Source organism: Xenorhabdus stockiae, from assembly GCF_002632825.1.
In the GTDB taxonomy this organism is placed as follows: Bacteria; Pseudomonadota; Gammaproteobacteria; order Enterobacterales; family Enterobacteriaceae; genus Xenorhabdus; species Xenorhabdus stockiae.
The window spans coordinates 74,559-88,832 of record NZ_NJAJ01000001.1 but is presented as its reverse complement, the minus strand read 5'-3'; the positions used below and the strand labels follow the sequence as shown (position 1 = coordinate 88,832).

Here is a 14,274-nt window from a genome sequence, read left to right as displayed (position 1 = left end):
TGTGGGTATGAAATGTGCGTTGTGAAATGGTTAATCGACAATGATCACTATCTGAAACAGGATAATGGCGAACTGAAAGGGGATACGTAGCTGTGGTTTTATAAACAATCCCGGCAATTTGCCGGGATTGTTCAGATAAGAATAACGCGGCAGGAAATTACGCGTTTTCTTGCTGAGTTGCCTGAATAGCAGTCAGAGCAACGGTATAAACGATGTCATCAACCAGTGCGCCACGGGACAGGTCGTTAACTGGTTTACGCATACCTTGCAGCATTGGTCCGATAGAAACCAGATCCGCAGAGCGCTGTACCGCTTTATAAGTCGTGTTACCGGTGTTCAGATCCGGGAAGATAAACACGGTAGCCTGACCAGCAACTGGTGAGTTTGGTGCTTTGGATTTCGCTACATCTGCCATGATAGCCGCATCGTACTGCAATGGACCATCGATGATCAGATCAGGGCGTTTTTCCTGCGCCAGACGGGTTGCTTCGCGAACTTTCTCAACATCACTGCCCGCACCAGAGTTACCGGTGGAGTAGGAGATCATGGCAACGCGAGGATCGATACCAAATGCTTTTGCTGAGTCTGCGGACTGAATGGCGATTTCAGACAGTTGCTCTGCGGTTGGATCCGGGTTGATTGCGCAGTCACCGTAAACCAGTACTTGTTCTGGCAGCAGCATAAAGAACACGGAAGAAACCAGAGAGCTGTTTGGCGCGGTTTTGATTAACTGCAATGGCGGACGAATAGTGTTTGCCGTTGTATGAACTGCACCGGAAACCAGACCATCAACTTCGTTTTGTTCCAGCATCATGGTGCCGAGAACAACGTTGTCTTCCAGTTGCTCGCGAGCCACAACTTCAGTCATGCCTTTATTTTTACGCAGTTCAACCAGACGTGGAACATAACGTTCACGTACAGTTGCCGGGTTAACGATTTCAATACCCGCACCCAGTTCAACACCCTGAGCCGCTGCAACACGGCGGATTTCTTCTGGATCACCCAGCAGAACACATTCTGCAATGCCACGCTCAGCACAGATAGCCGCAGCTTTAACGGTACGTGGTTCATCACCTTCTGGCAGAACAACACGTTTGCCAGCCTGACGCGCCAGTTCAGTCAACTGGTAGCGGAATGCTGGTGGTGACAGGCGGTTCGGACGTTCAGAAGTGGCTGCCAGAGAATCGATCCATTCGTTGCTGATATGCTGCGCAACATAGTTTTGCAGTTTCTCAATACGCTCGTGATCATCCGCAGGAACTTCCAGACTGAAGCTTTGCAGGTTCAGGGAAGTCTGCCAGGTGTTAGTGTTCACAGTGAAAACTGGCAGGCCAGTATTGAATGCACGCTCACACAGTTCACGAATGGAATCATCAATTTTGTAGCCGCCGGTCAGCAGAACTGCACCAACTTCAATGCCGTTCATTGCTGCCAGACAAGCCGTGATCAGAACATCAGGACGGTCTGCGGAAGTCACCAGCAGAGAACCCGGACGGAAGTACTCCAGCATGTTAGGGATGCTGCGAGCACAGAAAGTCACAGATTTGATACGACGGGTCTGGATAGCGCCTTCGTTAACGATCTCAGCTTTCAGGTGTTTTGCCATGTCAATCGCACGGGTTGCGATCAGATCAAAACTCCATGGAATGCAGCCGAGAATTGGCAGCGGGCTGTTTTTGAATACGGTTGCCGGATCGACATTGGCAACAGTTGCTTTTGTTGCTTCGTCGAAGATTTCAGACAGATCCGGACGGGTACGGCCTTGGTCATCAACCGGTGCATTCAGCTTATTGACAATAACACCGATGATGTTGTTGTTCTTGCTGCCACCGTATTCTGCACGGCTCAGTTCAATCTGCTCTTTTAATTGCTCTGGAGTGTGAGTACCCAGTGCAGTGACGAACACGATTTCTGCATTCAGTGTTTTGGCAATTTCATAGTTCAGAGACTGGGCAAACGGATGCTTGCGGGTCGGAACCAGACCTTCGATCAAAACCACTTCAGCGTCTTTGGTATTAGCGTGGTAGTTAGCCACGATTTCTTCCATCAACACATCTTTTTTATTCGTGGCCAGCAGGGATTCTACATGAGCCATAGCCAGTGGTTCAGCAGCGTGAATACTGGTGTGGGAGCGGATGATCGTTGTGGTTCTGTCTTGGGAGCCGCTGTTACGTGGCTGGGCGATAGGTTTGAAGACACTCAGGCGAACGCCTTTTTGCTCCATGGAGCGGATTACACCCAGGCTGACACTGGTTAAACCAACGCTGGTGCCAGTAGGGATCAACATAATTGTACGGGACACGGAAACCTCTTTAACGGTTGCTGGTCATTCAAGCAATAACCGCCAGCATGGCTGGCGGCTACCGGAAATCTATTACTTATGCAGTCAGGCGAGCTGAATCCTGAGCGATCACCAATTCTTCATTGGTTGGGATCACCAGAGCAGGACGGCTGTTATCAGTTGTGATCACACCGTCTTTACCGAAACGTGCTGCAAGGTTGCGATCGTGATCGTACTCGAAGCCCAGCAGAGCAATTTTCTTCAGGGTCAGTTCACGAACCAGTGCAGAGTTCTCACCGATACCGCCAGTAAATACGATTGCATCCAGACGGCCTTCCATCAGTGCGCTGTAAGCACCAATGTATTTAGCCAGACGATGGCAGTAAACATCCATTGCACGCTTAGCGTCAGCTTTGGTTTCGTAGTTATCTTCAACGTAACGGCAGTCGCTGGTCACTTCAGTCAGGCCCAGTAAGCCAGATTCTTTGGTCAGCAGAGTGTTGATCTGGTCAATGCTCATGCCCATAGCGTCGTGCAGATGGAATACGATAGCTGGATCGATGTCACCACTACGAGTACCCATTACCAGACCTTCCAGTGGAGTCAGACCCATTGAAGTGTCAACACACTGACCGTTAACAATCGCAGAAACAGAACCACCGTTGCCCAGATGGCAAATGATAGTATTCAGTTCTTCTGCTGGCTTGTTCAGCATTTTTGCTGCTTCACGGGAAACGAAGAAGTGGCTGGTGCCGTGTGCGCCGTAACGACGGATTCCGTGCTCTTTATACAGGTTGTATGGCAGAGCGTACAGGTAAGCTTCTTCAGGCATAGTCTGGTGGAAAGCAGTATCGAATACGGCAATGTTTTTCTCAACCAGATGAGGGAATGCTTTTTTCGCTTCAGCGATACCGATCAGGTGTGCAGGGTTGTGCAATGGTGCGAATGGGATCGCAGCTTCGATGCCTTCGATAACTTCATCAGTGATGATGACAGAAGAAGTGAATTTTTCACCGCCGTGAACGATACGATGACCGATGGCTGAAATTTGTGCAGAAAGTTCTGGCTTTTCAGACAGAATAGTATTAACAATGAAGTTCAGCGCTTCACTGTGTGCTGCGCCGGCACCTAAAGCAGCTTCATTTTTCGCGCCATCAATTTTCCATTTGATACGAGCTTCAGGCAGACCGAAGCACTCAGCCAAACCAGAAAGATATTCTTCACCATTAGCAGGATCGATGATAGCGAATTTCAGAGAGGAGCTACCGCAGTTAAGAACCAGTACCAGCTTACTTGACATGGAATTACCTATTATCTTGTTGTGATCTAATCTTAAATAAGAAAAATGTTAAAAAAAGAAGCAATTTATTAACAAACGGAACCAAAGTGTTGCGAAAACAGGCGGGTTTTCTGTTTTGTTGCTGCAACCACACAAAAGTCTGTGTAGGATACCGTTTGCTAGCATTAAAGACAAAATATACTTAATGCTATTAATACTACAAAAAAGATTTTATCTTTTGTAGGTATTTTTTAAAAACTATACCTTTAATTGATTGAGGTCATGATGAATACGATGCCACCTGCCAACCACGGTTGGTTCAAAAAAGTCCAGCTGGGGCAACAATATCTGAAGACGTGGCCACTGGAAAAACAGCTTGCTCCTGTGTTTCCTGAAAATCGCATCATTAAAGCGACCCGTTTTGGCATCCGTTTTATGCCACCGTTGGCGATTTTTACTCTGACGTGGCAAATCGCACTGGGCGGGCAGTTAGGCCCATCTATCGCAACCGCTCTGTTTGCCTGTAGCCTGCCATTGCAAGGGCTTTGGTGGCTGGGAAAACGTGCGGCGACTCCTTTACCGGAAAGCTTGCTGAAATGGTTTTACGAAATTCGTGAAAAATTTGCCGAAGCAGGGATCGCAATGATGCCAGTTGAAAACACGCCAACGTATTTATCCTTGGCTGAATTGCTGAAACGTGCGTTCAAACAACTGGATAACTCATTTCTTGATGATATTTAAACTGTCAGTGTGGATTCTGACAGTTTTTGTATCGGTTGACTGATAAATTTCCCATCCAATAAATTTAATACGGTTTTTTAGATAGGTTTTTCATGATCAGAAAAATCTATCTTATCCCGATATATCTCTGAGCTTTTATTGATAAGCTGGCATTTATTATGCTCTTTCATTATTTAACTTCCTACACCTGCCGTTTTTTAAGTTGTCTTTTTTGGAGGGCTATTCGAAATCTATAGAGGATAATAGAGCTTACAATAAAAGGCTAAGGGACATTTAATCTTTTTTAAGGGATAAATATTGATGTCGCTGAATAAATATTTATTATCGAGTTTATCTATAATTATTGCTATTTTGTTAAAGGGTTTATTATGTATCGTGATGTTTTGTAATATATATTAATTATCTTTTGTAAGAGTTTTAATTTAATTTATTGGGTGCTTTTTATTTTGTTTTTTAATGGCAATTTGATTTCTTTAAATTATTTTCGTTTGAGTTTTTAAATAAAGAAATGTTGTTTTGTTACTGTCAGGGGAAGTACTTATTGAATTTGTTTTTGATGGTGGAATTGAAAGTTATTCTGGAAAATTAATTTCATAAAATATTTGCTTTATATTAATATGAGGGAATTGTTATGATGAAATTATATTCTATGATTTTTTCATTATAGTATAATAGATAACGTAGAGCCTAAGTGTATGTTTGGGGAAGATAAACAACCTATTATTTTGAAAGCTGGCGATAAACATAATGAGAGTTTTAGCGATAGTAATTCAGGTGATTGTATAGCTAAGAATAAATCTATAGAGTGGAATATATCGTCTGATGATGGGGACTCTTGTTCTATTGAGTTGGATCATTATTATAATGATACTGGCTGGTATGTTTTTTTTCATAAAAAGAGTGAGTGCGCTAATTTTAATATTAGTGCTACATGTGATGAATCAAACTGTTTAGATTACACCGTTCGTTTTTATCCTGATACTGATTCGATTAACATTGCTCTTAATATCATAAAAAATGATCCACCTCCACTTCCGCCTTATTGTGATGATTGTTTTGATCCTCCGTGTCCTAGTGGGTGGAAAATTGGTGGTTTTGGCGGAGGGGGATGTTGCCCTAGACATGCAATATGCTAGATTTTTTCTTTACAATGATATTGTTGAATTAGAGGTAAATAAAATTTAATTAAGTTGTCACTGAGAATTCTTTTTTTATTAAAGAGTTTTTTAGTGGCAACTTTTAGATTTTATTGGAGGAGGGATATTATCATATTGCATATGTGCGATTTTATTTGGTTTTTCAGGTTATGTTTTAAATTTGCAGAACGCGATAAAAGATAAATGGAATTGATGCTTTAATTTTTTTACCTTCGTCAGTACTATCTGAACTTAGTTGAGATTACACTAATTATTAACACATAACTGAGTTTAAAGGAGTTGGGTTTGGAGCTGAAATGTAGAGGTTTTTTATTTGATTTGGATGGTACGCTGATCGATTCACTGCCTGCTGTTGAACGGGCATGGATTAAATTCGCAGATAAGCTGGGTATTGACCACGATGAAGTGCTGAACTATGTGCATGGTACACCAGCATTATTATCAATACGCCATTTTATGCCTGATGCCACAGAAGAAGAGATTATCAGTACGTTTAAGTGGATTGAAAAAATCGAAACAGAAGATATGGAAGGTATTACTGCCTTGCCCGGTGCTATTGCCCTGATTGATAAACTGAATGCGCTGGAGATCCCCTGGGCCATTGTCACATCAGGAACGATCCCGCTTGCTTCTGCCCGCCATAAAGAAGCTGAGTTACCAGAGCCAGCCTATTGGGTGACAGCCGAATCGGTTAAAAACGGTAAACCAAACCCTGAGCCTTATTTGCTGGGGGCGCAAAAATTAGGGCTGTTACCGGAAGAGTGTGTGGTTTTTGAAGATGCGGCAGCGGGTATCCATGCCGGATTAGATGCGGGCTGTCAGGTTGTGGTTGTTCATGATGAACCGGGCATTCCCCGTCGTGATGAAATTCATATGACTGTTACCAATCTGGAAGATATCGAAATTGTTAAATCTGGCGGCTATGTAACGATTTATCAAATGAATCAGATAGATTGTTGATCTGAGCCGAAGAATTCTTCATACAAAACAGGTTTAATGCTCCCAGTATAGGTTCTTGTTGATAATCCCCGGCCTGCCTGCCAGCAGGCCGTCTTTTCTGATAGAGGCTGTATTGAATACTGAACTGTTGTGGGTATTGACCCTGTTATTAGTCACGATTGTCCTTTTTACAACTAATAAAGTCAGAATGGATGTCGTGGCTTTGTTGGTTATTACTGCTTTTGTCCTGAGTGGTACGCTTTCCTTAAATGAAGCCACTATCGGTTTCAGCGATCCTAACGTTTTATTGATTGCAGCACTGTTTGTCATTGGTGAAGGACTGGTGAGGACGGGTGTGGCCTATCAGATGGGAGACTGGTTGGTTAGGGTGGCGGGTAACAGTGAAACTAAAATGCTGGCTTTACTGATGTTATCCGTTGCCGGACTGGGTGCTTTCATGAGTTCCACGGGCGTTGTAGCCATTTTTATTCCGGTCGTTTTAAGTGTGGCAGCCAGAATGCAGACTTCATCCGGGCGATTAATGATGCCATTAGGGTTCGCTGGCCTTATCAGTGGTATGATGACGCTGGTTGCAACACCACCGAATATGGTGGTGAATAGCGAACTGGTGCGTGAAGGGCTGCAAGGTTTTGGTTTCTTTTCCATTACGCCTATCGGAATTTTAGTTTTATTGGCGGGAATTATTTATATGTTACTCGTCCGCCGTTGGCTGGGAAGTAAAACACCGCCAAGACCTGATGAACGCTACCATCGGTCATTTCGTGATCTTATCCGTGATTATAAATTATCAGGGCGCGCCCGGCGCCTTGCTGTTCGGCAGAGTTCACCATTAATAGGCCATACTCTGGATGAATTAGGGTTACGCGCACGTTATGGGGCTAACGTAATTGGTATTGAGCGCTGGCGAAAATTCCGCCGGGTTATGGTTGCTCCAACCGGCGAGACAGAACTGCGTCAACAGGATGTATTACTGGTGGATATGTCCGACAGTGATATAGATTTACGCCAATTCTGTAGTGAGCAACAGTTAGAACCCATGGTATTACGCGGTGAATATTTTTCTGATCAATCCCGGGAAGTCGGGATGGCAGAAATCTCCGTGATCCCTGAATCGGATTTATTGGGGCAATCACTGCGTAGTATGAAATTCCGTACCCGCTATGGATTAAATGTGGTAGGTATTCGGCGTAGTGGTAAGGCTCTGGCTGGTAAGCTGTTTGATGAACCTTTGCTGCTGGGCGATACTTTGCTGGTAATCGGTGACTGGAAGCTGGTACGTGAGCTGAGAACTAAAGCACCGGACTTTATTATGCTGAATTTGCCTATTGAAGTAGAAAGTGCCGCACCAGCCGCATCTCAGGCTCCTCATGCCTTGTTTTGTCTTGCGTTAATGGTGGCGATGATGCTGACTAATGAAGTTCCGAATTTTATTGCTGCTTTGATCGCTTGTTTGCTGATGGGGCAATTTCGCTGTATTGATATGGAGAGTGCTTATCGTGCCATTCACTGGCCAAGCATTATCCTGATTGTTGGTATGATGCCATTTGCGCTGGCACTACAAAAAACCGGCGGGATTGATTTGATTGTCAGCGGATTAATGGATATTGCCGGTAATATGGGCCCACGCGCTATGCTGGTTTGTTTATTTATTCTTTGCGCCGTTATTGGGCTGTTTATTTCCAATACAGCAACTGCGGTATTAATGGCACCCATTGCGATTGCAGCAGCCAAACAGATGGCAGTATCTCCTCTTCCTTTTGCAATGATTATTGGAGTCGCGGCTTCGGCGGCATTTATGACGCCGGTTTCTTCACCGGTTAATACGTTGATATTAGGGCCGGGTGGATATCGTTTTGCTGACTTCCTGAAATTGGGTGTACCTTTTACTTTGGTTGTCTTAGCTATTAGTGTGGCTGTTGTGCCTGTTCTTTTTCCTTTCTAATTATTTTTGTTGGTTAAGTATCTTTAAATAGACTGAATAGATATCGGGCAGCTTAATAAGAATATTAAGCTGCCCGATTTTTGCCGACTTAGCTGTTTTTATAGGCTAATTTCATCAAGAGAAAGGCTGAAACTCGGAACAAATACGGTGATGAAATAATCCATTTCCTGACTGTGGCGCTTTTCTAATGTTTTTTCTAACCTGATTTTGGCCTGATTAAATTCAGAATTACCCGCGGATAATTCTTCCAGACATTTTAAATAAGCGCATATTGCATCAGCTTGTTTAATAATATGAGTTTCTTCTTCATTATGATATTGATCATCTAAAATAAAACGAAAATCATTTTGTAATTCAATCGGTAACATATCTAATAATTTATGTTGGGCGATTTTTTCTATTTTTTTATATTCATGAGCAATTTGAGGGTTGTAGTATTTTATTGGGGTTGGCAAATCCCCGGTAATAACTTCACTGGCATCATGATACATTGCTAATATTGCAATTCGTTCTGCGTTGATATTCCCATTAAATTTACGGTTTTTTATTATTGCCAAGGCATGTGCAACAAAAGCAACCTGTAAACTATGTTCTGAAACATTTTCTGTGCGTACATTACGCATAAGAGGCCAGCGATTAATCAATTTAAGGCGGGATAACTGGGCGAAAAAATGGCTCATAATCTTCTCTTACAATGAAACAGGGTGATTATGATTGTGGGCGTTGGTTAGGAGGAAGTAAACCCACAGCCTTCAAGTTGTCTCTTTTTGTTGGCTGCGTTCACTCATCTCGGTCGCATAGGTAACTATGCGACCGGAGATAACTGAGAGGCTAGCCTTTGGTGAGGTAGATTCGTTCCTGACGAATTTGTCATTCCCTCGTCGCCGTGATGCAACTCGAAACCCATAGGGTATATTGGCTGCATCCTGAAGGCTGTGAAATATATAACTGATTTATTTTTAAGTTATTTTTGCCGATAATTGCCAAGGAAGCGGGCAAATTTTTCAATGGCCATTTGCAGATCTGCGGTATGTGGCAATGTGACAATACGGAAATGATCCGGTTCCGGCCAGTTAAAAGCTGTTCCCTGAACTAATAATACTTTTTCCTGTAACAAGAGATCCAAAACCATCTTCTGATCATCATAAATATTGAAACGTTTTGTATCAATTTTAGGGAACATATAGAGAGCGCCCATCGGCTTCACACAGGAAACACCGGGGATCTGGTTGATTAATTCCCAGGCATGGTTGCGCTGCTCGTAGAGGCGTCCACCCGGAAGAATGAATTCACTAATACTTTGATAACCACCGAGTGCGGTTTGAATGGCGTGCTGCATCGGCACATTAGCGCAAAGACGCATAGATGCCAGCATTTCCAGTCCTTCGATATAACCTTTTGCCTGTTTTTTCGGGCCGTTTAGTACCATCCATCCCTGACGGAAACCAGCAACACGGTAGGTTTTTGACAGACCATTAAAGGTGACAGTAAAAAGATCCGGTGCCAGTGCAGCGATGGAATGGTGCTGGGCTTCATCGTACAGGATCTTGTCGTAAATTTCGTCCGCGAAAATAATCAGGTTATGCTGGCGGGCAATTTCCACGATTTCCAGCAGGAGTTCTTTACTATATACCGCGCCAGTCGGGTTATTCGGGTTAATGATGACGATACCACGGGTGCGGGGGGTTATTTTACGGCGGATATCATCTAAATCAGGGAACCAGCCTTGTTGCTCATCACATAAATAATGGACAGTTTTACCACTGGAAAGAGAGACGGCAGCAGTCCAGAGCGGGTAGTCAGGAGCCGGAACCAGCATTTCATCACCGGTATTGAGCAAGGCCTGCATAGACTGAACAATCAGTTCAGAAACACCGTTACCGATAAAGATATCCTCAACGGTAATATCCAGCATATTCCGCGCCTGATAATGTTGCATGATCGCTTTACGCGCTGAGTACAGGCCTTTCGAATCAGAATAGCCCTGGGCAGTTGGCAGATTGCGGATAACATCAACTAAAATTTCATCAGGTGCTTCGAAACCAAATGGAGCCGGATTACCAATGTTTAATTTCAGTACCTTATTCCCTTCCTCTTCAAGCCGTTTAGCTTCTTTAAGGGCGTTACCTCGAATGTCATAGCAGACATTATCTAATTTGCTGGATTTATTAATGGAAAACATAGGGTGCCTTAACCTTTTTCTTGGCAAAAGTGGATTTTATCCGGCTTACAAAAAATCTAATGTTCAATGTACTCCTCTCAGTCAATCTTTTGAAGAGCCCATGATATCTTTGGTTAAAACGGTTGTTTTAAAGTCTAATGAATAAGTCTGCTATCTAAAAACATGAGTTTGGTTGGTTTATAGTTCTGGTTGTTTTTTATTTTTTGGAATTTAACTCTGCATAATGAGGCGTTTTTAGTTGACGAACTGTTAAAAGATAAGGAATGATGCTGATTTTTAGTTTAAATCATAAAGGCGGGCTGAATTGTCAATAAAAGTAAGATAATTTGTATAATGTATTCTTATAATTTATCTTTGCCGACATAAAATTAATTAAGGTTTTTATCTTAGATACTTCGAGAATCTTTTTGAATTTTTACCCGTAACATTTTCATGACTTTTCAATAAAAGTATTAATTCATTAAAAATACTAATATTGTTTGCTTTGGTTAAGTTTTGCGAATTGAAGTTATGTTATTCTTTGAAGCAAGTCAGAAAAAGACTATTTGTACTGGAAATTGGTGGTTATGTAAGGTAAATAGGTTTTTACTTAGCCATTAATTCAGTGATTGCATAAATTTTGTTAAGAAAGGAGAAAATAAAACCCATGATGATATAAGTAGTAAAAAAATGCAGTAAACCTTTGCCCTCTTTAATAGAGTAGAGTAGTGTCAGAATTGGTATTATTTTATTTGATACTGCTGAAGTAAAAACACCAGGTTAGTTAGTAATTAAAATCAAAAAAAAGTGATGAATAAACAATGATAAATGCAAATCGTCAGATAATAAACCTCGATCTCGATCTGCTAAGGACTTTCGTTGCCGTTGCTGACTTAAATACTTTTGCAGCAGCAGCAGCAGCAGTTTGTAGAACGCAATCGGCTGTTAGTCAGCAAATGCAACGTTTGGAACATTTAGTGGGGAGAGAATTATTTGCTCGCCATGGACGTAATAAGCTCCTTACCGAGCATGGGCTTCAACTTCTTGGTTATGCACGCCAAATCCTGCGTGCTAATGACGATGCTACCGCATCATTGACATATAATGATGCAGACGGTGAACTCAGAATAGGAGCGTCTGACGATACAGTCGATACTCTGCTTCCTTTCCTGTTAAACCGTATTGCTTCTGTCTATCCACGTATTGCTGTTGATGTGCGTATTAAACGTAGTCAATTTATTGAAAGTATGCTGGATAACCATGAAATTGATTTAGCATTAACCACAGCAAAAATTAATCATCATCCTAGTACTGTACTTCGTTCTTCACCAGTATTGTGGCACTGTGCGCCTGACTTCCAGTTGCAGGTAAATGAGCCGGTTCCCCTGGTTGTGATGGACGAAACGAACACTTTCCGTCAAATCGCACTTGATACTCTTGATATGAGTGGTATTCCGTGGCGTATTGCCTATGAAGCTGCATCCTTATCCGCTGTTCGCTCTGCTGTCAATGCAGAGGTTGGTATTACTGCCCGTCCTTTGGAAATGCAGAATGCTGACTTAAGAATTTTGGGTGAGAGTGAAGGGCTGCCGCGTTTGCCAGAAATACAGTTCTTCTTGTATCGAAACAGTAATGAACAAAATGAATCAGTTCTGACAGTTTTTGATGCTATAGAAAATAAGAAAACACCTTATACCGTGACATCCATTGAATCAGATGAAACAGATGATATTGATGAATCTGATGACTCTCTTGAATCCATTGAAGAATCCTCAGTAGAAAATATAAACGAGTAATATTACGTGTGTTTTATAGGCTAATATTTCCATTTTATTTGTGGAAATATTAGCCTGTTTCTAAATATATATTAATAACCTTTTCCTGTTTCCATTCTAATTGCTGATATTTACTGTCAGAAATATCCCTTATTAATTTTATTATCCTTTCTAATTTTAGTTAATGTAATGTTTCTTTGTTAACAACTTTCATTTTTTAAACTGATAAAATAGATCTATTTTCAGAAATAGTCGCGTAATTAAACTCAAATTGTTCCTTTTAGAAACAGTCCATTAATGGTTGAATGAAAACTGTTCTGTTGTTGAATGTTTTTCAATGAAACTGTGCACTTGATCATAAAAATATCCCCCCCTGCACAGTGGAAAGACAGGTTTTTCCTGAGATAATAGTGTAGTAAAGTCGAGTTATCGGTTAGACTAGTTATAGTGTGTTGTTAGTTTTTTGTCCTACTGACACGTTTTAGCGATACACCAGCACAATTCGTTAATCAAAAGTTTGTGCTTTGTAAAATAAATTAGTAAGCATATTTGTCGTAACTGACAAAATTGTTGAGAGGAATAAAAACCAAAATGATCCATGCCTTTCAAGCTATTGATTAGCACTGTTTCAGATTTGGTTGTTATCCCTTCCCATGAATCGATGTGGTGCAACACTGCCGGTTAAAAGAGCAGATACCTTGACACCACTTTTGATGAGTAAGCAACGAGTATGTCAACATCTACTGGAGTTTTGGCCCATAACTGGGCATTTGCGATTTTCCTGATAGGTGCTCTTGGGTTGGCTGCGTTCATGTTACTGGGAGCGTACTTTCTTGGGGGCAGAGCAAAAGCCAGAGCAAAACACGTCCCTTATGAATCGGGTATCGATTCTGTCGGCAGTGCCCGTCTTCGTCTGTCGGCGAAATTTTATCTGGTTGCCATGTTTTTTGTCATCTTCGATGTTGAAGCCCTTTATTTATACGCGTGGTCAGTCTCTATCAAAGAGAGTGGCTGGCTGGGCTTTGCCGAAGCAAGTATTTTCATTTTGGTCTTATTAGCAGGCTTGGTTTATCTGGCTCGCATCGGAGCACTGAACTGGACACCCGCACGTTCAAGACGTCAGGTCAGTCATCCCAGTGCTGATGTTCATACCGCTGATGTCAGTACCACTAATGCTAATACCACCAATGTTAATACCAACAACAGTCAAATGCAGTAATAGCGAGGCATAAAGATGGATTATACGCTCACCCGCATAGATCCGAACGGTGAGAATGACCGTTACCCCCTGCAAAAGCAGGAGCTTGTCAGCGATCCTCTGGAGCAGCACGTCCACCGTAGTGTCTATATGGGTAAATTAGAACATGCTCTGCATGACATGGTGAATTGGGGAAGAAAGAATTCCCTGTGGCCTTATAACTTTGGCCTTTCCTGTTGTTATGTAGAAATGGTGACTTCTTTTACCGCAGTTCATGACGTTGCCCGTTTCGGCGCTGAAGTACTGCGGGCATCTCCCCGTCAGGCTGATTTCATGGTTATCTCAGGTACATGCTTTGTCAAGATGGCACCTGTGATCCAGCGCTTATATGACCAGATGCTGGAGCCTAAGTGGGTTATTTCGATGGGAGCCTGTGCAAACTCAGGCGGGATGTACGACATTTATTCTGTCGTGCAGGGAGTTGATAAGTTTATTCCCGTCGATGTCTACATTCCCGGTTGTCCACCGCGCCCTGAAGCCTATATGCAGGCACTGCTGTTATTGCAGGAGTCTATTGGCAAAGAGCGCCGCCCGCTGTCATGGGTCGTTGGTGATCAGGGGGTTTACCGCGCAAATATGCAATCAGAAAGAGAACGGAAGCGTGGTGAACGTATCGCAGTGAAAAACCTGCGTACCCCAGATGAGATTTAAGGCTTTTAGCCGCTATTTTAAGGCTTTTCAGCCATAAAAATAACCAGAGCAATGTCGTAACTCAAGATT

The 14,274-nt window shown here is 42.5% G+C and carries 11 protein-coding genes; 7 read left to right on the top strand and 4 right to left on the bottom strand.

The window, feature by feature from the left end:
* Positions 1 to 157: 157 nt before the first annotated feature.
* Positions 158 to 2,302 carry a phosphate acetyltransferase gene (pta, locus tag Xsto_RS00360; protein ID WP_099108397.1) on the bottom strand — a complete coding sequence of 715 codons (2,145 nt, stop codon included), beginning with the start codon at positions 2,300 to 2,302 and terminating at the stop codon, positions 158 to 160.
* Between the two features lie 76 nt (positions 2,303 to 2,378).
* The gene (ackA, locus tag Xsto_RS00355; protein ID WP_099108396.1) at positions 2,379 to 3,581 is read right to left on the bottom strand and encodes an acetate kinase; all 1,203 of its coding nucleotides are present in this window, start codon (positions 3,579 to 3,581) and stop codon (positions 2,379 to 2,381) included.
* A gap of 264 nt (positions 3,582 to 3,845) precedes the next feature.
* Between ackA and yfbV the strand changes: the two genes are divergently transcribed.
* The 4 genes from yfbV to Xsto_RS00335 all read left to right on the top strand — a co-directional run bounded on the left by yfbV (position 3,846) and on the right by Xsto_RS00335 (position 8,360).
* The gene (gene yfbV / locus Xsto_RS00350; protein ID WP_099121147.1) at positions 3,846 to 4,301 is read left to right on the top strand and encodes a terminus macrodomain insulation protein YfbV; all 456 of its coding nucleotides are present in this window, start codon (positions 3,846 to 3,848) and stop codon (positions 4,299 to 4,301) included.
* A 695-nt stretch (positions 4,302 to 4,996) separates the two neighbouring features.
* Positions 4,997 to 5,437 (top strand): hypothetical protein, encoded by a 441-nt coding sequence (locus Xsto_RS00345; protein WP_099123738.1) that lies wholly within the window; start codon positions 4,997 to 4,999, stop codon positions 5,435 to 5,437.
* A 306-nt stretch (positions 5,438 to 5,743) separates the two neighbouring features.
* Complete coding sequence (locus Xsto_RS00340) at positions 5,744 to 6,418, top strand: sugar phosphatase (protein ID WP_280176236.1); 675 nt, start codon at positions 5,744 to 5,746, stop codon at positions 6,416 to 6,418.
* A gap of 112 nt (positions 6,419 to 6,530) precedes the next feature.
* Positions 6,531 to 8,360: an SLC13 family permease gene (locus Xsto_RS00335; protein ID WP_099123786.1), complete on the top strand. Its 1,830-nt coding sequence runs from the start codon at positions 6,531 to 6,533 to the stop codon at positions 8,358 to 8,360.
* A 98-nt stretch (positions 8,361 to 8,458) separates the two neighbouring features.
* Here Xsto_RS00335 and yfbR read toward each other — a convergent pair whose 3' ends face one another.
* On the bottom strand, positions 8,459 to 9,040 hold the full coding sequence (yfbR, locus tag Xsto_RS00330; protein ID WP_099123736.1) for a 5'-deoxynucleotidase: 582 nt from the start codon (positions 9,038 to 9,040) through the stop codon (positions 8,459 to 8,461).
* Between the two features lie 284 nt (positions 9,041 to 9,324).
* Positions 9,325 to 10,542 (bottom strand): pyridoxal phosphate-dependent aminotransferase, encoded by a 1,218-nt coding sequence (locus tag Xsto_RS00325; protein ID WP_099123735.1) that lies wholly within the window; start codon positions 10,540 to 10,542, stop codon positions 9,325 to 9,327.
* Between the two features lie 800 nt (positions 10,543 to 11,342).
* Here Xsto_RS00325 and hexA point away from each other — a divergent pair.
* From hexA to Xsto_RS00310, 3 genes are all read left to right on the top strand, one after another.
* Positions 11,343 to 12,317 carry a transcriptional regulator HexA gene (hexA, locus tag Xsto_RS00320; RefSeq protein WP_099108390.1) on the top strand — a complete coding sequence of 325 codons (975 nt, stop codon included), beginning with the start codon at positions 11,343 to 11,345 and terminating at the stop codon, positions 12,315 to 12,317.
* Positions 12,318 to 13,026: 709 nt separating this feature from the next.
* On the top strand, positions 13,027 to 13,515 hold the full coding sequence (locus Xsto_RS00315) for an NADH-quinone oxidoreductase subunit A (protein ID WP_241537845.1): 489 nt from the start codon (positions 13,027 to 13,029) through the stop codon (positions 13,513 to 13,515).
* Between the two features lie 15 nt (positions 13,516 to 13,530).
* Positions 13,531 to 14,205: a NuoB/complex I 20 kDa subunit family protein gene (locus Xsto_RS00310; RefSeq protein WP_099108389.1), complete on the top strand. Its 675-nt coding sequence runs from the start codon at positions 13,531 to 13,533 to the stop codon at positions 14,203 to 14,205.
* Positions 14,206 to 14,274: the final 69 nt, after the last annotated feature.

Coding starts and splice junctions, on each gene's coding strand:
- ackA (WP_099108396.1), bottom strand. CDS start 3,581: ATGTCAAGTAAGCTGGTACTGGTTCTTAACTGCGGTAGCTCCTCTCTG.
- yfbV (WP_099121147.1), top strand. CDS start 3,846: ATGAATACGATGCCACCTGCCAACCACGGTTGGTTCAAAAAAGTCCAG.
- Xsto_RS00345 (WP_099123738.1), top strand. CDS start 4,997: ATGTTTGGGGAAGATAAACAACCTATTATTTTGAAAGCTGGCGATAAA.
- yfbR (WP_099123736.1), bottom strand. CDS start 9,040: ATGAGCCATTTTTTCGCCCAGTTATCCCGCCTTAAATTGATTAATCGC.
- Xsto_RS00325 (WP_099123735.1), bottom strand. CDS start 10,542: ATGTTTTCCATTAATAAATCCAGCAAATTAGATAATGTCTGCTATGAC.
- hexA (WP_099108390.1), top strand. CDS start 11,343: ATGATAAATGCAAATCGTCAGATAATAAACCTCGATCTCGATCTGCTA.
- Xsto_RS00315 (WP_241537845.1), top strand. CDS start 13,027: ATGTCAACATCTACTGGAGTTTTGGCCCATAACTGGGCATTTGCGATT.
- Xsto_RS00310 (WP_099108389.1), top strand. CDS start 13,531: ATGGATTATACGCTCACCCGCATAGATCCGAACGGTGAGAATGACCGT.